The sequence below is a fragment of the Acinetobacter sp. ANC 4910 genome (assembly GCF_004331035.1).
GTDB lineage: Bacteria > Pseudomonadota > Gammaproteobacteria > Pseudomonadales > Moraxellaceae > Acinetobacter.
In genome coordinates this window covers 171,048-193,434 of the sequence record NZ_SJNT01000008.1, presented here as the reverse complement: position 1 = coordinate 193,434, position 22,387 = coordinate 171,048, and the positions used below count along the sequence as shown (strand labels likewise).

At 42.4% G+C, this 22,387-nt stretch carries 24 protein-coding genes, 3 tRNA genes and 1 pseudogene; 15 read left to right on the top strand and 13 right to left on the bottom strand.

Translation table 11 applies throughout. The features are described from left to right. A pseudogene (locus tag E0H82_RS10975) lies at positions 1-171 on the top strand (IS5/IS1182 family transposase); the annotation flags it as partial. Between the two features lie 277 nt (positions 172-448). Here E0H82_RS10975 and E0H82_RS10965 read toward each other — a convergent pair. Next, entirely contained in the window at positions 449-1,618 is a 1,170-nt protein-coding gene (locus E0H82_RS10965) for a tyrosine-type recombinase/integrase (protein WP_131264726.1), read from the bottom strand. Between the two features lie 183 nt (positions 1,619-1,801). Beyond that, positions 1,802-1,892 (bottom strand) — tRNA-Ser (locus E0H82_RS10960). A 121-nt stretch (positions 1,893-2,013) separates the two neighbouring features. Between E0H82_RS10960 and E0H82_RS10955 the strand changes: the two genes are divergently transcribed. Next, a complete protein-coding gene (locus tag E0H82_RS10955; RefSeq protein WP_131264724.1) occupies positions 2,014-3,891 on the top strand; it encodes a potassium transporter Kup in 1,878 nt (625 codons plus the stop codon). 95 nt (positions 3,892-3,986) lie between these two features. On the opposite strand, the gene E0H82_RS10950 is transcribed toward E0H82_RS10955, so the two are convergent. Next, a complete protein-coding gene (locus tag E0H82_RS10950; RefSeq protein ID WP_131264722.1) occupies positions 3,987-4,451 on the bottom strand; it encodes a hypothetical protein in 465 nt (154 codons plus the stop codon). Positions 4,452-4,701: 250 nt separating this feature from the next. Between E0H82_RS10950 and E0H82_RS10945 the strand changes: the two genes are divergently transcribed. Beyond that, positions 4,702-5,778 (top strand): DNA/RNA non-specific endonuclease, encoded by a 1,077-nt coding sequence (locus E0H82_RS10945; protein WP_131264720.1) that lies wholly within the window; start codon positions 4,702-4,704, stop codon positions 5,776-5,778. A gap of 41 nt (positions 5,779-5,819) precedes the next feature. Beyond that, positions 5,820-6,065, top strand: a complete 246-nt coding sequence (locus E0H82_RS10940) for a hypothetical protein (protein ID WP_131264718.1) — start codon at positions 5,820-5,822, stop codon at positions 6,063-6,065. A 51-nt stretch (positions 6,066-6,116) separates the two neighbouring features. On the opposite strand, the gene aqpZ is transcribed toward E0H82_RS10940, so the two are convergent. Both aqpZ and E0H82_RS10930 read right to left on the bottom strand, forming a co-directional pair. Beyond that, on the bottom strand, positions 6,117-6,812 hold the full coding sequence (gene aqpZ / locus E0H82_RS10935; RefSeq protein WP_131264716.1) for an aquaporin Z: 696 nt from the start codon (positions 6,810-6,812) through the stop codon (positions 6,117-6,119). Between the two features lie 126 nt (positions 6,813-6,938). Next, on the bottom strand, positions 6,939-7,946 hold the full coding sequence (locus tag E0H82_RS10930) for an AraC family transcriptional regulator (RefSeq protein ID WP_131264737.1): 1,008 nt from the start codon (positions 7,944-7,946) through the stop codon (positions 6,939-6,941). A gap of 103 nt (positions 7,947-8,049) precedes the next feature. Between E0H82_RS10930 and E0H82_RS10925 the strand changes: the two genes are divergently transcribed. Then, positions 8,050-8,718: a sterol desaturase family protein gene (locus E0H82_RS10925; protein ID WP_131264714.1), complete on the top strand. Its 669-nt coding sequence runs from the start codon at positions 8,050-8,052 to the stop codon at positions 8,716-8,718. Positions 8,719-8,951: 233 nt separating this feature from the next. Here E0H82_RS10925 and hisF read toward each other — a convergent pair whose 3' ends face one another. Then, the gene (hisF, locus tag E0H82_RS10920; RefSeq protein ID WP_116759059.1) at positions 8,952-9,710 is read right to left on the bottom strand and encodes an imidazole glycerol phosphate synthase subunit HisF; all 759 of its coding nucleotides are present in this window, start codon (positions 9,708-9,710) and stop codon (positions 8,952-8,954) included. Between the two features lie 113 nt (positions 9,711-9,823). On the opposite strand from hisF, the gene E0H82_RS10915 reads away from it, so the two are divergent. From E0H82_RS10915 to E0H82_RS10905, 3 genes are read left to right on the top strand one after another with little or no spacing between them, the layout of a single operon-like run. Next, complete coding sequence (locus E0H82_RS10915; protein ID WP_131264712.1) at positions 9,824-10,774, top strand: homoserine kinase; 951 nt, start codon at positions 9,824-9,826, stop codon at positions 10,772-10,774. Positions 10,775-10,788: 14 nt separating this feature from the next. Further along, complete coding sequence (locus E0H82_RS10910) at positions 10,789-11,403, top strand: DUF1294 domain-containing protein (protein ID WP_131264710.1); 615 nt, start codon at positions 10,789-10,791, stop codon at positions 11,401-11,403. Between the two features lie 31 nt (positions 11,404-11,434). Next, positions 11,435-11,821: a DUF4870 family protein gene (locus E0H82_RS10905; RefSeq protein ID WP_131264708.1), complete on the top strand. Its 387-nt coding sequence runs from the start codon at positions 11,435-11,437 to the stop codon at positions 11,819-11,821. A 418-nt stretch (positions 11,822-12,239) separates the two neighbouring features. Here E0H82_RS10905 and E0H82_RS10900 read toward each other — a convergent pair whose 3' ends face one another. Further along, positions 12,240-12,599, bottom strand: coding sequence for a helix-turn-helix domain-containing protein (locus E0H82_RS10900; RefSeq protein ID WP_131264706.1), 360 nt, complete (start codon positions 12,597-12,599; stop codon positions 12,240-12,242). Positions 12,600-12,696: 97 nt separating this feature from the next. On the opposite strand from E0H82_RS10900, the gene E0H82_RS10895 reads away from it, so the two are divergent. Both E0H82_RS10895 and E0H82_RS10890 read left to right on the top strand, forming a co-directional pair. Next, positions 12,697-14,028 carry an APC family permease gene (locus E0H82_RS10895; protein ID WP_131264704.1) on the top strand — a complete coding sequence of 444 codons (1,332 nt, stop codon included), beginning with the start codon at positions 12,697-12,699 and terminating at the stop codon, positions 14,026-14,028. A gap of 39 nt (positions 14,029-14,067) precedes the next feature. Further along, positions 14,068-15,480, top strand: coding sequence for an NAD(P)/FAD-dependent oxidoreductase (locus E0H82_RS10890; protein ID WP_131264701.1), 1,413 nt, complete (start codon positions 14,068-14,070; stop codon positions 15,478-15,480). A gap of 60 nt (positions 15,481-15,540) precedes the next feature. Here the strand turns inward: E0H82_RS10890 and E0H82_RS10885 are convergent, their stop codons facing one another. Continuing rightward, positions 15,541-16,440, bottom strand: coding sequence for a DMT family transporter (locus tag E0H82_RS10885; protein WP_131264735.1), 900 nt, complete (start codon positions 16,438-16,440; stop codon positions 15,541-15,543). Between the two features lie 97 nt (positions 16,441-16,537). On the opposite strand from E0H82_RS10885, the gene E0H82_RS10880 reads away from it, so the two are divergent. Next, positions 16,538-17,086 carry a helix-turn-helix domain-containing protein gene (locus E0H82_RS10880; protein WP_131264699.1) on the top strand — a complete coding sequence of 183 codons (549 nt, stop codon included), beginning with the start codon at positions 16,538-16,540 and terminating at the stop codon, positions 17,084-17,086. 75 nt (positions 17,087-17,161) lie between these two features. Here the strand turns inward: E0H82_RS10880 and hisA are convergent, their stop codons facing one another. The 5 genes from hisA to hisB all read right to left on the bottom strand — a co-directional run bounded on the left by hisA (position 17,162) and on the right by hisB (position 20,486). Then, positions 17,162-17,893, bottom strand: coding sequence for a 1-(5-phosphoribosyl)-5-[(5-phosphoribosylamino)methylideneamino]imidazole-4-carboxamide isomerase (gene hisA, locus E0H82_RS10875; RefSeq protein WP_131264697.1), 732 nt, complete (start codon positions 17,891-17,893; stop codon positions 17,162-17,164). An 85-nt stretch (positions 17,894-17,978) separates the two neighbouring features. Further along, positions 17,979-18,611, bottom strand: a complete 633-nt coding sequence (locus E0H82_RS10870) for a 3'-5' exonuclease (protein ID WP_131264695.1) — start codon at positions 18,609-18,611, stop codon at positions 17,979-17,981. A gap of 66 nt (positions 18,612-18,677) precedes the next feature. Next, positions 18,678-19,184, bottom strand: coding sequence for a hypothetical protein (locus E0H82_RS10865; RefSeq protein ID WP_131264693.1), 507 nt, complete (start codon positions 19,182-19,184; stop codon positions 18,678-18,680). 91 nt (positions 19,185-19,275) lie between these two features. After that, entirely contained in the window at positions 19,276-19,893 is a 618-nt protein-coding gene (gene hisH, locus E0H82_RS10860) for an imidazole glycerol phosphate synthase subunit HisH (protein ID WP_131264691.1), read from the bottom strand. Continuing rightward, positions 19,893-20,486 (bottom strand): imidazoleglycerol-phosphate dehydratase HisB, encoded by a 594-nt coding sequence (gene hisB, locus E0H82_RS10855; protein WP_131264689.1) that lies wholly within the window; start codon positions 20,484-20,486, stop codon positions 19,893-19,895. The genes hisH and hisB overlap by 1 nt, the downstream gene beginning before the upstream one ends. Before the next feature lie 96 nt (positions 20,487-20,582). Here hisB and E0H82_RS10850 point away from each other — a divergent pair, with 96 nt between their 5' ends. The 4 genes from E0H82_RS10850 (at position 20,583) to E0H82_RS10835 (ending at position 22,339) form a co-directional block, all read left to right on the top strand. Further along, complete coding sequence (locus E0H82_RS10850) at positions 20,583-20,966, top strand: GNAT family N-acetyltransferase (RefSeq protein ID WP_131264687.1); 384 nt, start codon at positions 20,583-20,585, stop codon at positions 20,964-20,966. Positions 20,967-21,185: 219 nt separating this feature from the next. Next, a tRNA-Phe gene (locus E0H82_RS10845) sits at positions 21,186-21,261 on the top strand. A gap of 138 nt (positions 21,262-21,399) precedes the next feature. Then, positions 21,400-21,475, top strand: a tRNA-Phe gene (locus E0H82_RS10840). Between the two features lie 111 nt (positions 21,476-21,586). After that, positions 21,587-22,339: a class I SAM-dependent methyltransferase gene (locus tag E0H82_RS10835; protein ID WP_131264685.1), complete on the top strand. Its 753-nt coding sequence runs from the start codon at positions 21,587-21,589 to the stop codon at positions 22,337-22,339. Positions 22,340-22,387: the final 48 nt, after the last annotated feature.

Sequence of the window (22,387 nt, the reverse complement as noted above, 5' to 3'; positions counted from 1 at the left end):
AGGCTATCATCGCCGAAGTTTGGTCGAAACCAAGATGCATTGCATAAAGTTATTAGGCGATAAACTCATGCAAGAAACTTTCAAAGCCAAGTCAATGAAATTCATGCACGTGTAGCAGTCCTCAACAGATTTACGGAATTAGGTCGCCCTCATACCCAAGTTGTATCTTAAATTTGGATCTTCTAGGGTAGCTCTATCTTTCAAACCTTTGTGCAACAAAGCCAGTTGAAATTGATAGTTGGTTAAATCAATTTGAAGAGATATTTTTATCTCAACAAGAAAATATTGATGATATTTTTAGTAATAAAGACAATATGCGAGATTCTCTTTATCTAAATTTATTGCGCTTATAATTTGATTAAAATAAGTTTTTAACCAAAAAGTGTGTTGAAATTGGAATCATAAATTATTAAAGTCATATGTTTCAATGATATAAGATTACGATTTTTTAGTTTCTGTATTTCAACCCATCAATAAAATCAGCCCACTCCTGCATCATCTTGGTTCGGTATTCTAAGTGTTGTGCGTGGTTATATGCTTGAGATACAGCGTTGCCTACAGTATGTGCCAACTGTATCTCAATCGCATCATGCATATAGCCTTGCTCATGTAAGGTTGTAGACGCAAGTCCACGAAAACCATGTCCCGTCATTTTACCTGTGTAGCCCATCGTTCGAATGGCACTTAAGAGAGCATTGTTGCTTAGAGGTTTTGCAGTACTGTGATTATAGAAAACAAATTGCTTATTTCCTGTGAGTGGCTGTAGAGTTTGAATGAGCTCCATAGCTTGTCTTGATAATGGAACAATATGAGGTAAAGCCATTTTCATCTTATAAGCAGGAATTCTCCATAAATGATTCTCGAAATCAATCTCATTCCACTCCATGTTAATGAGCTCAGCTGTTCTCACAAAAGTTAGCGTCATAACCTGTAATGCTGTTTTAACTAGGATATTGCCGTGATAACGATCCATTCGTTCTAAGAAAGGAGGGAATTCAGAAATATCTAAGCGAGCCATGTGCTTCACTTTACGAGGCTTGAGAGCTTCTTGAAGGTGAGGGGTTGGATCATTCTCGATTAGTCCTTTACGAATTGCAAAGCGGAAAATACGCCCAGCTAAAGGAATAGAGCGTTTAGCCATCTCTTGAGCACCGCGTGCTTCAATTTGCTTAGCACAGGCAAGGACATCTTTACCTTTAATCTGATCAATAGGCATATGTCCTAATGCTGGAAAAAGATCTTTTTCAAATACAGACAAGTCGCGTAAATATGTACCTTCTTTAATAACGGGCTTTCGATCCTCCATCCATTCCATAGCTAGGGATTTGAAGAGAGTACTTTCATCTAATTGTTGTAATCGTTCATTTTTTTTAGCATTCGGGTCAATATTATTGTAAAGCTGAATATGTGCTTCATCTCGTGCACGGCGAGCTTGGGCAAGTGTGATTTCTGGATAGCTACCAATGGTTAGGGTGCTTTCACGGCCATTAAATCTATATTTTAAACGCCAGAACCTTCCACCTGAAGGTGTAACCTCCAGATATAGTCCTTTTTCGTCAGAATAGCGCTTTTTTTTATCAAGTGGCTTTATTTTTCTAACTTGAGCATCAGTAAGCATTTTTAATGGTATCCGTGCAAATTGGGGGACGAAAAATAACTTAGAAAGTCCATCCCCCAATTATCCCCCACGATATGGGGGATTGCAATGGATACGCTAGGATTTCACAAAACAACAAAAAAGGCTTAAACCTATGCAGTTTAAGCCTTTCAGTACCCCGTCGGATGCTACGGGAAGCTAATTTGGCGGTGAAAGAGGGATTCGAACCCTCGAAACGCTATAAACGTTTACACACTTTCCAGGCGTGCTCCTTCAGCCACTCGGACACTTCACCATGGCGGAGGATAATATCGAAAAATATAGCCATCGACAAGGTGAAACAATTGAATTCGAGCAAAAGTTTTAGCTCAATGATATGATTTGCAAAAATAGTGTCGATAATTGAAGACAAGCTTATGCAAAGTTCTGCAAAAAAAGCCGCATTGCCTGCGATTACCTTGGCAGCATTAGGGGTTGTGTTTGGGGATATTGGAACCAGTCCACTCTACGCATTAAAAGAATCTTTCCATGCTGCACATGGATTAGGGATTAACCCTGAGAATGTATTGGGTATTTTGTCGATTATCTTTTGGACAATGACATTGGTCATTACCATCAAATATGTCGCAATCGTCATGCGTGCAGACAACAATGGTGAGGGTGGCATTATGGCCTTGCTTGCCCTTAATCTACGCAATACCAATTTTAGTGATCGCAAAAAATTATTGTTGATTGCCATTGGCTTTATTGGGGCCTCGCTGTTTTTTGGTGATGGGATTATTACCCCTGCCATTTCAGTGTTGTCGGCAGTAGAAGGCTTGTCCATCGCAACAGATGCGCTGGATCCTTATATTGTGCCCATTGCGATTAGTATCGTGGCCGCTTTGTTTGTCATGCAAAAATATGGCACAGCCTTTGTTGGGAAATTCTTTGGTCCACTTACCTTATTATGGTTTTTTGCCCTTGGACTATTAGGCATCTCTAGCATTATTCAAACGCCTTTGGTTTTGGGGATGCTGAGTCCACACTGGGCTATTCACTTTATTGTATCTAATCCACTCATGGCATTCTTTATCATGGGTGCGGTGGTATTAACCGTAACGGGTGGTGAAGCTTTATATGCCGATATGGGGCATTTTGGTCCTGTTCCAATCCGTTTGGCATGGTTTGTTGTAGTTTTACCTTGTTTATTGCTTAACTATGCAGGGCAAGGCGCATTATTACTGCGTGACCCGAATGCCATTGAGAACCCATTCTATTTATTGGTACCAGAATGGGCGTTGTACCCAATGATTTTCTTGGCAACTATGGCAGCGGTTATTGCCTCTCAAGCCGTGATCTCAGGGGTGTTCTCCTTGGCACGCCAAGCCATTCAATTGGGTTATTTGCCACGTTTAAGCATTAAACACACCTCAGATTCAGAACAAGGGCAAATTTATGTACCTTTGCTAAATTGGGTTTTGTTGGCGGCTATCATCATCTTGATCCTCATTTTCCAAACCAGTTCGCGTTTATCGCATGCTTACGGTTTGGCAGTGACCATGACCATGCTCTGCGACACGCTATTGATTGCAGTTTTTATTCGCTATACATGGAAGTGGAGTAAGCCAAAACTGGTACTGCTCATTACGCCATTTTTATTGCTGGATTTGGTCTTGGTGAGCGCCACTTCACTGAAAGTTTTGTCGGGCGGTTGGGTACCATTATTAATTGGTGGTATCGCATTCACCTTATTAATGACCTGGAAAGATGGTCGTGAACTCACTTTTTCCAAGCTGCAACAAGATACGCTGCCATTAGACTTATTTGTACAGAGTATTGGTGAGCAGGCGAATTGGGTCGAAGGGGAAGCGGTGTTCCTGACAGGGACACCAACGGTTGTGCCACATGCGATGTTACACAACATGAAGCACAATAAGGTCTTGCATCAAAAGAACATCATTTTGACGGTAAAAATTCAAGATGTACCTTATGTTACCGATCAAGATCGATTCCACGTAGAAACCATGAATCAGCATTTTTATCGCGTTGAATTGTTCTACGGCTTTAAAGATGAAATGAATATTCCAATGGCATTGGAAGCAGTCTATCAAGCGATAGAATTAGAATATAATTTAATGCAAATCAGCTTCTTTGTGTCGCGTGAACGGATTATTAGTACTGTGGGTGATGGCTTGGCGCCGTGGCGTGAAAAGCTGTTTATTTCGATGCAGCGCAATACCAGTCCCGTCAGTGACTTTTATCAAATTCCACCGAATCGTGTGGTGGAGTTGGGTAGCCAAATTGAAATCTGATGATTTTGTTCTTGCTTAAACATAAGCACTAAAAAAACCAAGGCATCGTCCTTGGTTTTTTTATGCGGATTGAAATGTTTTTAGCGTCACATTAGTTATTGTGCGACTTCAGATGGAGCTTCAGCAGGCATCTGTTCTGAAGGGTTTTGCAGAGGTTGTGCTTCAAGATTTTGCTCTGATTCTGGCAGACTATTATTTGTAATTTCTGTATCTGTGCTATTGATTGGCTGACTCGCGGAAGAGCTTAATTGTGGTGCAGGGGGAATGGCCTCATTGGGTACGGCTGCGGATGCATCCTCGATTGTACTATTCGGAGCTGCGCTCATACTGGGTGCTGTAGGATTATTTTCGGTATTGAGCAAACGTACTTGTCCAGACTGTATTAATTCTTGAATGGATCCTGGTTGTCCATTAATCGTGGTGCTAATTTTGGCTTGTGACAAACTTTCTAGCGTTTCACCTGCCTGTACTGCGGGTTCTGCAAACGCGCTGACGCTGCTGAAGCCGAGTAATAATCCAGAGGCTAAAATTGTTGCTGAAATTAAATTATGTGAAGACATCATGACTCCGTGATTTATTGTGAACGTTCGTTGTGCTATTACCTTGGCACATTCAAAATCGGGCTGACAATGAAATCTACCCAATTGCATCGATAAACCATTCAAAAGCCTGATGAAATCAGACAATTTGTTACAACCGTCACTTGCTTGTCACGATTTTGCTGAATTGTTAAACGATCAGTCACATCTAGATATACTTCTACAGAAGGGCTTTGTTAAGCTCCTGCAAAATCAGTTGTTTGATAAAGTAATGGCCAGTAAGAAACGTAGTTCAAAGCAATCCTTTCCTTGGTTTTTTAATCAGCACAGTTCAAAAGTGGTGTTGGGAGTGGTTGCCGTAGGTAGTTTTGCCATTGCCTTTGGACAAGAGCGAATTAGCCAGTTTTTGTCTTTACCGAGTGCATCAAACTCGGCCTGTCTCGATCAGTTTTATCGGGATGTTCCGCCTTATTTAAACAAAGAAAGTCTACAAAAACAGAGCTATGCCTTATGCTTTAACGGCTTTAATGTGATGTATTCAGGCGTGTCTAAAACGCCACTTTGGGTGGCAGAAGCCTTAACACCACAGCGTTTAAGCCAGAAAATTCCACGTGAAGACAGCTTCCATGAAGAAGAGCGGATTCCAGCGCAATATCGTGCGACTTTGTCGGATTATCGTGGCTCTGGCTATGACCGAGGTCATATGGCACCGAATGCCGATATGCCGAATAAAACTTCGCAGTTTGACAGTTTCTCTTTGGCGAATATGGTGCCGCAAGCACCTAAAAACAATCAGGAAGTTTGGCGTAAACTGGAAGAAGCGACACGTGCTATTGTGACCAAACATCAGACCGCTGTGTATGTGGTATCGGGTCCAACGTTTACCAGCAAAAAATTAAAGGTGATTGGACAAGGCGTTATGGTGCCAACTGCCGTGTATAAGGCGGTTTATATCCCCAAAACGGGAGCAATTGGGGTGTATTACGCACCCAACAATAATTCGCAAGAAGTGAAAATTGTCAGCGTATGTTATTTGGAAGAACAAATTGGGGTCAATTTATTCCCGCAACTGACCGAAGAGCAAAAGCGTAATACCTATCAGTTGCCGTTGACCGCGACTGCGGTGAAAGCCAAACAAGACATTCCGTATTCGCATTGGGATGCAGAAAGCCAGTGTGCAGAAGACATTTCTGCGGAAAAGATTAGCGCAGCGCAAAAGAGCTTTAGTTCTGGTAGCAGTAAATCGACCTCAAGTTCGACCCCTAGTCTAGATACAGACACGCAAGATGCGATTGTGAAACAGTTGATTGAAGCGTTATTGCAGTATATGTTGCAATTAGTGAAGTAGAAAAAGACCGATCCATTTGAATTATTGGCTGCGAGGTGATTATGTTTAAACCTTTCGAAAATGGCACAGAATCACATGCAATTCATGATTTAACCCTAGAAAATCAATTAGATCAGGTCAGTATTTATGGCAATTTGCAAATAGGCAAAGATCAGGCAGGCTTAGCCGCAGCAAAAGCCTTGCAGACCTATTTAAATGCGATTGTAGCAACACTGGAAGCAGAACCAGACTTACCAGAACAAATCATTCATGCTGCGACTCAGGACGTTGAAAACCCATTTTTATAAATTCTCAAACCTGAAGAAAGCCAGTCGATCCTAAGAACGACTGGCTTTTTGCTAAGCGGTTGTTTTACTTTGTGCAACAAATTTATAAATTAAGCTGCCGATGATCGCTCCTGCAATTGGGGCAAGCCAGAATAACCACAATTGTCGTAATGCTTCAGTTTCTGCGAACAAGGCGACGCCTGTGCTGCGGGCGGGATTCACCGAGGTGTTGGTAATAGGAATACTGATTAAGTGGATGAGCGTTAGCGCCAGACCAATCGCAATCGGTGCGAAACCTGCGGGTGCTCGTTTATCGGTAGCCCCCATAATCACGATTAGGAAAAATGCCGTGAGTACCACTTCTATAATCAGGGCTGAAAGCAAGCCATATTTTCCAGGGGAAAGTTCGGCATAACCATTGCTGGCAAAAGCGCCTGTCCCCATAAAACCAGCTTGCCCTTGTGCAATCAGGAACAGCATAAAAGCCGCTAAAATCGCACCAATCACTTGAGCGGCAAGATAAGGCAACAGGTCTTTGCCATCGAAGCGTTGTCCAACCCATAAGCCAATACTAACCGCTGGATTAAAATGTCCGCCAGAGATATGCCCAAAGGCATAAGCCCCCGTTAAGACGGTTAAACCAAAGGCGAGGGCAACCCCCGCAAAACCAATGCCGAGTTCAGGAAAAGCTGCGGCAAAGATGGCGCTACCACAGCCACCAAAGACCAGCCAAAATGTGCCGAGTAGTTCGGCTAGATATTTGTTCATCTTCATCTCCAGTGTTATTCGTTATGATTAATTTTTGTTCTAAAGCACGACAGTCTATCTTTAACGAAAAATAGAAGATGACTCAATGTGAAAATGATTAAAAAGTGTACTTATTTTTATCTATCATCAGATGGATTGCAGATATTGTTTACGGAATTGTTGAGGCGTGTGCCCAGTCCAGAGTTTGAACGCACGTTGAAAAGCGCTTTGCTCGGAGTAACTTAACAGCAAGGCAATCTCTTGTAAGCTCAGATGTGGGTCTTGTAAGTATTGCTCTGCCAACATTTGCCGAACTTGCTGGGTACGTTGTTGATAGTTGCTGCCTTGAGCTTGTAAATAACGTTGTAGCTGCCGCACAGAAATATTCAACTGTTGAGCAATCATATCAATTTGGTATTGGTTTTTCTGTAGACCCGTCAAGATGGCTTGCTGGAGCCGTTGATCTAGTTGAGTTGAATGTGGCAATTGCTTTAACAGCGCCTGTGCCTGTTGCATTAACAATTGCTGTAAGGTGTGGTCGCCTTGTTGTAAGGGTTTATTTAGTTCGGCAACGGGGAGCAAGACCTGCGTGACAGGTTGTGAAAAGCGCACTTTACAATGGAAAAACTGTTCATATAGTCGACTATTTTTAGGTGCTATATGACGGAAATGCACCTCATGCAGTTGAATAGGCTGTGCAGTCATATTTTGATTTAAGAACTGCACCATCAAGGCAATCGCAATTTCGTCAGTGAGTTGCGTGGTCAGATGCTGTGGTAATTCACCCCAGCGAATGGCGAGGTAATCGGTAGATAGATCAATTTGCAGTGGACTACCATCATAAATCAGCCGATGAAAGTCATGATAACGCTTGAGGGCTTCACCCAAAGTGTCACAGGCGAGGGCAAGATAAGCCAGAATGCCCAAATGTTTCGTTTGTACATAGGTCGAAATTTCCAAACCGAGGGCGGGATGAGGCACTTGTTGCTGTAATTCATTCAACAATTCATGCCAAATACGATAGTCAAAGCGTTCTAGGTTTTGCACTTTCAGCAATTTAGGCTGAATGACGAGACCTTGGGCTTGGCTATAGGCATATAGCAGGTGTCCCAGTCCACCATAGACGGAACCTGTATAATCATTCAGAGTTGGCATCATGTGTTTTTGTTGTCGTGATTTGTCAATATTAAGCGTGTGGATGGTCAATATTTATCACATTCAGTTTTCTATATTCAAGTTATGAATGGAGAAATAAACTATGTGGAAAGGATTTTTAGCAGGATTGGTCGTTGCCAATGGTTTTGAATGGGTGGCGCATAAATATCTGTTACATGGTACTCATCGTGCAGGTCAGCCTCGTTATAGCCCAGTGCCTTTAAGCATGAAATCGCATTGGGAACATCATCGAGAAGTCCGCAAACAGCAATTTCATGATGATAGTTATGTAGAAGGCTTGCCGCACTGGCGCACCAAAAATGAAGTCATCTCTTTGATGGTTGCCGCAGGGGTGAGTAGTGCCTTGTTTTATCCGATATCAAAAGGGATGGCAGCCGCAGCGGTATATAGTGCCTGTAATTATTTTTACATCCATCGTCGAGCACATTTGGAACCTGAATGGGCCATGAGGAAAATACCGTGGCATTATGATCATCATATGAATGCCAATCAGGACGCTAACTGGTGTGTGACCAAGCCATGGTTTGATTATTTATTGGGCACACGGGTGATTTCGGCTGCGAATTTACAAGAACAGAATCCATTGGGCATTGCCTTGCCGCAGTCGGTCGCGAAACGATTGAATCAATTGTCACAACGTTATTTTCCTGCCAAATGGGTAGAGAAAAACAATATGGCGACTGGGCTAGCCCTAAAAACTGAGGTAAATGAAGCTATGCAGCAGCAAGACGCTGTCGCAATGGTTCAATGATTTTGGCAGAAATGTTCAATACGCACCGCTTGATGATGCTTAACGTCTTTTTATTGGTTTCTTGATGTGCGTACAAACGCATGTCTGTAAATTGGTTTAAGTGTTGAACCATCTAGCTGAATCAAGTGCGATGAAATTTTGGGGTGTATTGGGAATCTTCAAGACTCCTTTTTGAAGGGCAGGCATATAAAAAAGAGCGCTCTAGGCGCTCTTTTAGATCATTGAATACGTACTTAAAGACGCATTTCAATGCCTTGTGCTGCTAAATATTGCTTGGCTTCAGGAATGGTATGTTGCCCAAAGTGGAAAATAGACGCAGCCAGTACCGCATCGGCACCACCTTTTAAGATGCCATCTGCCAAGTGTTGTAGTGTCCCTACGCCACCAGAAGCGATGGTTGGAATGGTCACGCGGTCATTAATGGCACGCATTAAACCAAGGTCATAACCTGCTTTGGTCCCATCGGCATCCATTGAAGTGATTAAAAGCTCACCGGCACCGAAGTTGGCCATTTTCACCGCCCATTCAATCGCATCAATCCCAGTTTCTTTACGACCGCCGTGGGTGAAAATTTCCCATTTGTTTTCTGCAGTTTTTTTCGCATCAATCGCAACCACAATACATTGTGCGCCAAAGCGTTGTGATGCTTCTTGGACAAACTCAGGGTTATAAATGGCTGCGGAGTTAATGCTGACTTTATCTGCACCTGCATTCAGCAATAGGCGAATATCTTCGACTTTACGGACACCACCACCGACTGTAAGCGGAACAAACACGCTTTCTGCCATACGTTCTACTGTACGGTAAGTAGTGTCGCGTCCATGATGTGTAGCAGTAATATCAAGGAAGGTAATTTCATCGGCACCTTGTTCGTTATAGCGACGGGCAACTTCAACTGGGTCACCTGCATCGCGAATATCAAGGAATTGCACACCTTTCACCACGCGACCATTATCAACGTCGAGGCAAGGAATAATACGTTTAGCGAGCATAATTTTTTCCAATAATTACAGCCGATTATGAAACTCACCTACACAAGCGCTACACCTTGGTAGATTGAAAAGGTATTCTATCAAACTTATGTAAGATTTTTCGCAGGTTTTCTATGTCGGTTTATACCACTTTGACTTTAAAGGAAGTTCAGGACTTCGCAGCACCTTATGGATTAGAGGTGATTGACCTGATTCCCATTCAAGGAGGTATTCAAAATACAAACTATTTTCTGGTCTGTGAAGACCAAAGCCAATATGTATTAACCGTATTTGAAGAAATGGATGAACATGGTGCAGGTGAAATTGTGCCTGTACTGGAACATCTGGGACAACAAGGTTTAGCTGTGCCTGTACCGTTAAAACATGCAGGGCAAGCGATTCACTTTATTAAACAAAAGCCTGCCCAAATTGCCCCACGTTTAATGGGTAAACATCCGATGCCTGCATCATTAGCACAGGTCGAAGCGATTGCGGTGGCACAAGCCAAAATGCATGTGGCCTTGCAGGATTTTCCATTAGAACGTGCCCAGTACCGTAACCATCAATACTGGCGTCAGGTGTCACGCGAAATTAAACCCACGCTAAATGCAGCAGATACCGTGTTATTGAATGAATTGCTCGGTTTGTATGATGCCATGACCGCGATTTATCCGAATCGACCAAAAGGCTTTATTCACTCAGATTTGTTCCGTGACAACACCTTATTTGAAGGGGAGCAACTCAAAGGTATTCTCGATTTTTACGAATTGAACAAAGATGAGTTGTTGTTTGACATCGCAATTACCCTAAATGATTTCTGTACTGAATATCCAGACGTGCATTTAGATGAAGAAAAAGCTTTGGCCTTCCTTACTGCCTATCAAACGGTGCGTCCTCTCACAGAAGATGAGAAAGCTTGTTTAGAGTTGTATTTGGCGATGGCAGCAGGGCGTTTCTGGATGATGCGTTTGCAAGTGGCACAGAAAAATGCCGCTGAAGGGCGCACGGGTGACGACATTTTGCAGAAAAATCCTTTAGAAATGCGTAATATGCTGATTGAACGCTTAAAATTTGTAAATGGTTAAATAAGGAAGATCGCATGCGAGATCAGGGACGCTTGGTGGAATGGTTGGATGATAAAGGCTATGGCTTTATTCAACCGAATGATCCCAATAAACAGCGTGTGTTCTTACATATTAAGGACTTTGCACGACCTGGTCCGCGCCCAATCGTTGGCTGTGCCTTGGAATATATTGTCTTGTTAGATGGTCAAGGGCGCTTTCGCGCACAACAGGTCACGTATTTAAAAGCCTCACAAACAGGTGTGAAACCGAAAGCCAAAGTACCTCCGCCACAAAAGTATTCTGTTATGCAACTGGCATGTATGGCGTACTTTGTGGTTTTGGCCGTTCTGGTGATTGCGGGACTACTGAGTGGTTTGGTGTTGTTATTGATTTGTTTAATGAATGCAGCCAGTTATTGGTTTTATGCACAAGATAAAGAAGCCGCGCAATTGGGCGGGCGTCGTGTACCTGAACAGACGCTACATATTTTGGCCTTTTTGGGCGGTTGGCCAGCCGCTTGGCTGGCACAACAAAAGCTGCGACATAAAACACAAAAGCAACCTTTTAGAAAGGTGTATTTCTGTACCATAGCCTTAAATCTATTACTTATTTTATGGCTGATCTCTCCTTTAAATAGTTTGCTCATCTAAAGGAGAGTGTTTCAACAATAAGGGGAGAAAAATGAATAAACCCATTGATCAAGATCCTAATCGCAGTTTAACGCTAGTGTTATACGTCCTTTACATCATTGCGATTTTTACAGGTGGCTTATTGGCGCTCATCGCCTTGATTATTAACTATGTCAAACTGAATGATGTCCGTGGCTCAATCTTTGAGAGTCACTTTTTATGGCAAATTCGCAGCTTCTGGTGGTATTTATTCTGGAACGTGATTGCATTTGTCCCATTCTTTTTCTTGTTCTTTACGGGGAATAACCCTGACCTGTTTGCGGGTGTTGCCTTGGGCAGCACCATCTTTTGTATTGGTGTCATCACACTGGCATGGATTTGGATTGTCTACCGTGCTATTCGCGGCATAATCACTTTAAATGATAATCAGCCCATTTAAACAATCGAAATAAAAGTAGGGAAGTGGGGCCTTAGCTGTAGTGCTAAAAAAACATGAAAGCTCAAATGGAAAAGAGTGGCGTTTGCCACTCTTTTTTTTGCCCGATTCTGAGACCAAGTGCACCATAGTTTGACAGTACTGTGCCCCATGCTGGACTTTTCAGCGTGTAGACTTTTATATGATCGTTTTAAAGTTTTGAAATTGTTGGTGAATAATTTACTTTTTTAATATTTTAAGTTTACTTTTTTATATTTATAAAGTTACATTTTTAATAATTATATTTTACCTTTTTATATTTATAAAATTACATTTTTAATAAGTGTAGTTTACATTTTTAATAAATTAACTTTACATATATGTACATTTATTTAATTAAATATGTAGCCTTAATTTATTTAAAAATAACCTAAAAACTTGATTAACAATAGAAGCGACCACGACGTCTACGCAAGCCCAAAACATGGATCGCACGGACCAAAACGGCATACGAAACTGCATAGCCAAACTCTTGTTCAAAAAGCGGAACTAGATCACTAATATTCTGAAATTTTGTTTTTTTAACAAAGGCTTGGAAGCTATTCCAATCCTTGATATGATTTGGTGCACCACGCTTTTCACTCGGCTTGGGTACAAGATCTCCAGTTTCTTCTTCAAGCTTTATCCAAGCATCGAGGGTGACACGGGAAATGTTAAATTGTTTGCATACCGCTACTTTGTAGTCGGTTATCTTGTAGGCTTGAATTGCAGCTTTACGCAGTTCAACAGAGTATCTAGGCATTAACTTGTCTCATTTTAAAATAAGATTTTTTATATTATATGGCATAGTTGTTGCAAAAAAATAATTAAGTTAAATAAAATATGTAAATGGAGTTTAAATGAAAAGAACAGAGGTTTCTTTAAGATCATTGTCCTTGTGGCAAGTCATTATTCTTGGTGTGGCGTATATGACCCCTATGGTGGTATTCGATACCTTTGGTATCGTCTCGGGGGTGACCGAAGGTCGAGTGCCACTCGCCTATATTTTGGCGCTATTTGCGATGCTCTTAACTGCGTTTAGTTACGCACGTTTCAGTCGAATCAGTGAAGATTCTGGTTCAGCTTATAATTACACGGCTCAGTCATGTGGGGCAAAAGCAGGCTTCTTTGTGGGTTGGTGTTCACTGTTGGATTATCTTTTACTGCCTTTGGTGAATGCTTTACTGGCAGGGATTTATTTAGAGGCCGTGATTCCTAGTGTACCGTATTGGGTCTGGGTCACTTTGTTTACAGGCATCGTGACGCTGATTAACTGCTTCCGCATTAATATCTTGGCAAATTTAAGTCTGCTTTTTGTATTTCTGCCACTCTTGCTCATGGTGGTGTTCATTTATTTGGTCATTCAGGGCGTGGGTTCAGAACAAGGTTATGCACATGTATTGACCTTGGCACCTTTATTTAATGGTGATACTACGGTTCTGCCTTTGATTGCGGGCGCATCCATTCTGTGTTTTTCATTTTTGGGTTTCGATGCCGTGACCACATTGGCACATGAAACCAAAGATCCGAAAAAGAATATTCCACGTGCGGTGTTGCTCACTACATTGGCGGGGGGTGTCATTTTCTTCACCGCTTCATGGTTCATTCAATTGTATTTCCCAAGCAATGTGCGCTTTAACAAGCCAGATGAAGCTTTACCTGAGATTGTGCTGTATGTGGGAGGTGCTTTATTCCAAGCTGTTTTCTTGTGCGCCCAAATTATGAATACCTTTGCTTCAGGCTTGGCAACGCATGCCAGTGCTTCACGCTTAATTCATATTATGGCCAAAGATGGCATTTTCCCTAAAGCAACGTTTGGGCAACTGCATGCAAAATTAGGCACACCGCTGTATGCCGTATTGACCATTGGACTAATTTCACTGTCTGCAATTTTTCTAGAATTGGCGACGGTGGTAAGCATGATTAGTTTTGGTGCCTTGATTGCTTTTACCGCAGTGAATTTTTCGGTCTTCGTCAAATTCTATTTGCGCGATAAACAAACGCAAGGCATGAAGAACAAATTCTTCAACCTGATTCTGCCGCTTTTATCGGTAATAGTCATGATTGGACTCTGGGTAAATTTAGAGCGTAATGCCTTGATGTTTGGATGTTCTTGGTTGGTTGTCGGTATTGGGTTATTTATCTATAAAAAACTGAAAAGACAAAATATTGTGATCGAAAATGCATATTAGACCCTACATAAAAATGGGATATATAAGAGTGTGAATGACATGAATATGAATAAACCAATATTTGAAAATGACGTGGAGTATAGGGCCAGTCATGCGTTACAAACAGGTAAAGAGTGGAACTGGCTCAATCCGAAGCGGGGCGAGTTTAGTCATCCTGCAAATTACTATGAAAGCTCGTTAAAAACATGGCATCAATTTGAGGCTTTAAATGCCGATATCGTCTGTGATGTACTGGTGATTGGTGGTGGTTTATTGGGTGCATCTACAGCACTTCACTTGGCTGAACAAGGAGTAGACACCGTACTGGTCGAAAAAAACCGCATTGGCAGTGCCGCTTCTGGACGTAATGGTGGGCAATTGACCCCGGGCTTGGCGCGTTGGGAAGCCGAGACTATGGTGGAGCATTTTAGTTTTGAAGATGCAAAAAAGTTATGGCATTTCACGTCTACCGAAGCCATGGCGTTAATTGACGACATTTGTGACAAATATGATTTGGAGTTGCAACGCAAGCGTGGTCATATCACGGCTGCGGTGCATCCTGGGCATTTAGATGCCTTACGTGATGGAATGCAAGCACGTGAGTATTTAGAAGAAACCCATACGTCGCTCTTAAATCAGGATGAATTGCATCAACATGTTCAATCTGAACATTATTTTGGAGGCTTGTTAGATCGCCTTGGGGGGCATATCCATCCCTTAGCCTTAACCCGTGGTTTGGCATATGGCTTTTGTCAAAATGGCGGTAAAATCTATGAAGATACCGAAGTGCAATCCATTCAAGAACGTGCCGATGGTATTTATGTCACCACGGCAAACGGTGTGATTAAAGCCCGTAAAAGTGTGGTGATGGCCGTGCATCATGCGTCGTTTACACTATTGGAAGAACGTAAACAAACCACCATTCCGTTTTATACCTATGTGTGTACCACAGCGCCGTTAGAACTTGATTTAAATGCGTTGTTACCCACCGATCTACCTGTCTATGACACGCAGTTCCAAATTGATTATTACCGTGGTGTATCGAAAAACCGCTTATTGTTTGGGGGGGAAGGTACAGGGTCGTGTTGGGATGAACAACAAACACATGATTATTTGTTAGGGCGTATTCAACATGTATTTCCACAGCTTAAACAGGTCGAGCTTGATTTTGTCTGGAGTGGAACCACTGATTTAACCGTGAATGGGGCTACTGACAGTCGTAAATTTGGCAATCAATATCCGATTTATGCGGTACAGGGTTGGAGTGGACATGGTGTGGCACAAACGGTAAGGATTGGGAAAGCGATTGCCGATGATTTCTTGGGGCTGTCAGATGATTTTGACATGCTGACCAAAATTCAACACATCAATATTCCAATGGGGCGTGCACTGGCACCCATTGTGATTCCGATTGCCAAGAGTATGTATGGCATTGGTGCCATGATTAACCCAGGGAAAATGGTGTCGTTTTAAAGCGATAACATGATGATGAAGTCGAGGGAATGTATCAATCGACTTCATTATTTTGCGTCATCAGAGTTGTTCAATTTCTGTTTTGGCTTTCAAACGTTTGGGCTTCCATTCACTGATGAGAATACCAAAGACCACCAAAACACCGCCCAATAAAGCCAATGGCGCTAAGCGTTCACCTGCAAGGCGTCCAAAAAGTGCTGCCCAAACAGGTTCACCTGCATAAATAATGGCTGCTTGGGAAGGCGCTACCGAGCGTTGTGCCCAATTCATGACGTATTGAATCAAGGCGCTGGCGAAACCCAAACCTATGGCGATACTGAGCAAAGGCCATGAAAAGCTTGGAATTACGTGTTCACCCACCAATGGCATTGAAGCAAAAGCCAGTAAAGAAGCCACAGCCAGTTGAATGACTGTCACCCGACCTAAATTTACTTTTGGGGCAAAATAACCAATCAGAATAATTTCCAGCGCGATACCAATTGCACCAAGTAAAGTCACCACTTGACCAAAATTTAAAGCAATTGCATGGAAACCATTCCCCGTCAATAAAACCAAACCGACAAAAGCACAACACGCGCCAATCCAGATCATAAAATGCGGAGCTTTACGGAAAATTAACCACAATAAGACAGGCACTAAGGGCACATACAATGCCGTTAAAAATGCTGACTCGCTGCTGCTAATGGTCTGTAAACCGACAGTTTGCGTACCATAGCCGATGGTGAGCATACAGCCGATCATACAACCTGCGAATAAGTCTTGTCTGGTAATCTGTTTGAGCTGCTTAAAAGAAAATAAGCCAATAATGGTTGCTGCACAGGCAAAACGACAACCCACAAAAAACATCGGGGAGCTGAAATTAAGTGCATATTTCACAGTCAAAAATGTACCGCCCCAAATAAAGGTAATGAGTATCAGGGCAATCACAGGAGCATTGGAGCCAAAACGTGCATTGAACATAGCGATCATTCGAGTTGTGTGCAGTATATTGCACATAGCTTGCCATGCTTTTATTTTTTGTGCAATATATTGCTCAAATTTTCCTTGAAATGCCAATATGAAGCATCCTGCGGTTTTACAATATGTGAGTCAAAATGTTCGCCATTACCGTAATTTAAAAGGCTTAAGTCAACAGCAATTGGCAGATTTAGCGGGTTTAAGTCGGCGGATGGTGGCAGGTGTGGAAACTGGCCAAGACAACATTAGTCTGGCAAAACTGAGCTTAATTGCCGATGTACTTGAGGTGGATTTTGCCCAGATGATTGCTGCGCCAGAACAACATGGCCAAGCGGTTGTGAATGCTTTGGCCTGGCAAGGAACGCAAGCCCAAAGTGAAGCAATACTTTTGGCTTCAACATTTGCCAGCAAAAAGGTAGAGCTCTGGACGTGGACTTTGGCACCCAATGAACAATATTGTGCTGAACCTGATCCAGAAGGTTATCGTGAGATGTTGTATGTGATTGAAGGGGAACTCACCCTAGATTTGGCAGGTGAAGTGAAAGTATTGCATGCAGGCGAATCGATTGTATATGCCAGTACAATTGAATACCGTTACATCAATCAGGCAGATGTCCCTCTCAAATTTATTCGTAATGCGATTTACTAAAGCGAGCATATGGGCTGAATCGGATGTTTAGTGACAAAAAAAGAGGTCATTTGACCTCTTTTTTAGTGCTTGGATTTAAAGCGCTTGCTGATCCAATAATAGCTGTGCTTCACGTAAGTTCAATGAACCTTCGTAAATGGCACGACCTGTAATGGCACCCAGAATACCCGGCTGACCTTTTAAGTTGCGTACGTCATCTAGATTGGTCACACCACCAGAGGCAATCACAGGCAAGCCTGAGTATTGCGCCAAATGAACCGTTTGTTCCACGTTTACACCTTGCATCATGCCATCACGGGCAATATCGGTATACACAATGCTCGATACGCCAGCATCTGCAAAACGTTTTGCCAGATCAGTGGCTTTAACATCAGTGACATTTGCCCAGCCATCAGTTGCGACCATGCCATTGATGGCGTCAATACCAACAATAATATGACCAGCAAATTTCTTACAGGCTTCTTCGACAAATTCAGGCTCTTGCACCGCTTTGGTGCCAATAATCACAAATGACACGCCTGCATCAAGGTAATGTTCAATGGTTTCCAGTGAACGAATACCGCCACCAATTTGAATTGGCAGCTCAGGTTGTGCTTTGGCAATCGCCTCAACCACAGGTTTATGAATCGGGGTACCCGCGAAAGCACCGTTTAAATCGACCAAATGTAAGCGACGTGCGCCTTCATTAACCCAATGCTGTGCAGTTGCCACAGGGTCATCAGAAAATACGGTATCGTCTTCCATACGGCCTTGTTTTAAACGGACACATTTGCCATCTTTCAGGTCAATTGCAGGGATGATCAGCATGCTTTCGCTCCTTACCCGATCTTGTAGAATTTATTCGCCGCAATCTTAGCAAAGTATTGGCAAATATCTAAGCAAGATGTTGCTTTTATTTCGTTCTATGCTGTGCAGCAGGCAAACTAATGCCTAAACGTTGTAATTCTTGATAGATCAGTACAGGGGCATAGGCATCTGCGGCCGCGTATTGAATTTGTGCAGCGCTTAAAGGGAATTTGCTCCAATTGGAGGTGCTGACACTTTTACTTTTGGGAAAATTGACTTGAAACAGCAATGCCATGGCATTTTTAACGCCTACAGGCGTGGTGATACCAAAGGCGTGAAAAGCTTTAGACAGATCAAGCACCTGATTGAAATGAATGCCTTTTTTACGAAATAGATGGGCATCATTTTTTAAACCAAAGCCAACCTTCAATTGTTCAGGATTTTCAAAAATTGGGGTTAAAAAATCCAAAATAGCAGGGCTAATTTGGAAAACATACGCCTTATCGGTGGTTGCCAATTGAATGACATGTGGGCCAGTTGCGACTTCACCCTTACGAAAGGTCGGTTTAGATTCGGAATCAAAGCCAAATAAAGGGGCGGTAAACAGTTCATCTTGCAGGTTATGACAGTGTTCTAGTTTGGAAATCAGTTGAATCTGCTCGGGTGCCAAATTTTTAAAAACAGGCAATTGTTGAATTTGTTCTTTGCTGGGGATTAATGATAAATCTAGCTTATCCATAGAATAAGTGCCTAAGATGATGCTTTAGCCTATAGCCTTTCATGTTGATTGGCAAAAGATTTGAAGTTAATAACCAATGATCAATATTCCTTTTAAGGGTAGCTGGATTCTTTGGGATGTATATAGCGTGTCTAAGAATTGATAGACTTTTTGAAAATCATCCGATTGGCGATAAGTATTTCGTACAGCTAAAACCAGATAATCAATATCAACCATCATACTGGCTTGAAATATATCTTTTAAGAACTGATTGTTGACAACAGCACGGCCAGCCTCAACTTCAACAACGATTTTTTGCTCAAAGTGAATTGCATCGGCTAAGAAACTTTTAGAAGTTTTGTTGTTGTAACCGTATAGGACTGGAACAGGGATTTTATCTTCGGCAGATTTACTTTTTTCAACTTTGAATCCGATTTGCTCAAGACCATTTGCAATAATAAGAAGTACTTCATTGCTTGAGAGCTGATGTATTTGTGAGTTGATATCACTAAGGTAACATTCGAAAACCTGAGTAACGTCTAAGAGTTTTGGTGTTGTTGGATGGGAGCGAGGAAAAAATTGAAATTGAATCATTTTTTATATATTTCTATGCTGTGATAGCCCGATATTAAAAGAAAAGCCCAACCGAAGTTGAGCTTTTTAATACAAGAGATGCAGAAATGAATTAAATTTTCCATTCCACAAAGTTTTTCAGTAACTGTAGTCCAGCCGTATGACTCTTTTCTGGATGGAACTGTGTCGCGAATAGATTTTCTTGATGAATGGCCGAGCAGAATTGGATGCCATAATCACAAGTCGCAGCCACAATATTGCTGTCTTTCGGTTCGACATAGAAACTATGTACGAAGTAGAAACGCGCATCTTGTTCAATGTTGTTCCACATTGGATGGCTTGGGTCTGCCTGATGCACTTGATTCCAGCCCATGTGTGGCACTTTTAAGCCTTCCATATCTGGGAAGTGTTTGACAGCACCTTCAAAAATACCCAACGCATCCGTACCACCATTTTCTTCAGAGTGCTGCATCAGTGCTTGCATACCTACGCAAATGGCTAAAACAGGTTTGTTAAATGCGGCTTTACGCACCACTTCATCAATACCTGCTTCATGCATGCCTTGTATACAGTCACGCATCGCTCCGACGCCCGGGAATACAATTTTGTCTGCTTGGGCAATCAGTTTCGGATCATTGGTGACATCAACAGTCGCTCCGACATGTTCCAGTGCTTTTGCAGCCGAGTGCAAATTGCCCATGCCATAATCAAGAAGTGCAATACGGGTCATTACAAACTACCTTTGGTTGACGCAATGGTATTGGCAGCGCGAGGATCAACTTCACACGCCATACGTAATGCACGAGCAAAGGCTTTGAACACACTTTCAATTTGATGGTGGCTATTTTTGCCTTTGAGGTTATCAATGTGCACCGTTACAAGGGCATGATTGACGAAACCTTGGAAGAATTCAGAAAATAAATCGACATCAAAACGACCAATCATGGCACGAGTAAATGGAATATCCATAAACAAACCCGGACGACCAGACAGGTCAACCACCGCACGGCTTAAAGATTCATCAAGTGGCGCATAAAAATGTCCATAACGACGCAAGCCTTTTTTATCGCCCAATGCTTTGGCAAATGCTTGTCCAAGGGTGATACCACAGTCTTCTACCGTGTGGTGATCATCAATTTCTAAGTCGCCATCACAATGAATATCAATATCAAATAGTCCATGCCGCTTGATTTGATCAATCATATGGTCTAAAAAAGGAACTCCAGTGTTTAAAGTGCCGTGACCTGTACCATCGAGATTTAAGCGTACTCGAATTTTGGTTTCGTTGGTATTTCTTACCACTTCACTGATACGTTCTGTCATAGACACGTTCCTCAAAAACGTCAAAAATGATTGATGTAAAATGTTTTTCGCCGTGACGAAATCACCGCATATTAGATTGCTCAGGAGGGTTTATCAATGCCTATTACCGTACATGCTTATACTTCACTAGAAAATGAAGAAATGCGCAGCCAGCTTGAGCGACTGTATGACACCAGCCCAGAATTTGGCGATGGGCACGATGCCATTGAACAACTTGAACAAAACTTAGCTCAGTATACCCTAGTTTACACCGCAGAATTTAATACTAAAGTGATTGGTGCCATTTGGTGTACAGGGCAGGGTGAAAGTAAGACGCTTGAGTATATTGTGGTGCATCCTGCCAACCGTGGTCGTGGCGTTGCAGAACGCTTGGTCGCAGAAGTTTGTCGTATGGAAGAGGCCAAAGGGGTGAAAATATTTGAACCGGGCTGTGGAGCCATTCACCGCTGTTTGGCTCATTTAAATAAATTACCTGGCTAAACAAAATTGATCATGCTGCAGTAATGGCATTGCTCATGTAGATATTGAATAAAAGGCAGCACGGGTGCTGCCTTTTTAGTTTCAAGCCTGAATGGTGTATGAGAATGGGTGTAGTTTTTGGGTGAAATTTAAAATTTGTTGAAAAAGTCATCATTTGATACAAAATTTATAAAAATGTGCTTGACGCTTGTATCTTAAAACGCTTTAATACGCCCCATCGGCGTGATAGCTCAGTAGGTAGAGCAACGGATTGAAAATCCGTGTGTCCCCAGTTCGATCCTGGGTCTCGCCACCATATATTTTAAAACCGAATTTGTGTTTTCAATCCCTGATCCCATCAGGGATTTTTTTTGGCTGAAAAATATCCGATTGATCAAAAAGTTACGGATTGGGATTGACTAATCCTCTGAGATCGGGCTTAATACACGGCATCGGCGTGATAGCTCAGTAGGTAGAGCAACGGATTGAAAATCCGTGTGTCCCCAGTTCGATCCTGGGTCTCGCCACCATATTCAAAAAACCCTCAAACAATGTTTGAGGGTTTTTTTATGCACAAAAAAAGTTGTGCTCTGTACAATCATGACTAAATTTCAAATCAAAATGGCAGGGAGTGAGGGGGCATGGTCAAGGATTTATTTTCTGCAAATAGTAAATTGTATCAACAGGCGCGTCCTCAATATTCGACAGAAATTCTTGATGCTATTTTGACTTATGTGCCCGAGCGTGAATTGGCTTGGGATTGTGGTGCAGGTTCAGGGCAATTTACCCAGCTACTTGCGCCTCATTTTGCACAGGTGTTCGCAACAGACTTGAGCGAGCGGCAACTCCAGCAAGCCTCTTCATTTGCGAATGTACGTTATTTACAAGCAGCGGCGGAGCATAGTCCGTGTGCACAGACATCAGCCGATTTGGTTTGTGTCGCACAAGCCATTCACTGGTTCGATTTTACGACCTTCTATGCTGAGGTAAAGCGTGTACTGAAACCCAACGGAGTGCTAGCTGTGATTGGCTATGGGCTTATTCAATTGCAAGATGTCGAGTTGCAGCATGCCTTACAGCAGCTCTATTGCAAAACCTTGCAAGGTTATTGGGACCCAGAGCGGCACTATATTGATGAACATTACCAAACCATTCCCTTTCCTTTTCAGGAGTTGGCTGTTCCTGCTTTAGCATTGCACTACACCTGGAGCAGTACGCAATTGTTGCAGTATTTAGCGACATGGTCAGGCTTACAGCATTATCAGCGGCATCACCAGCAAGACCCACTACAGGACATACGACAGTGCTTGGCAGCACAGGGAAATCCTCGGGTGAAGTTGAGTTTTCCTGTCTTGTTACGGGTAGGGCGTCAATTTGCTGCTGAACTTGCCTGAATGACCGTTTTACGTGGAAACAACTGTTTAATTATTCGTCGAGTTTTA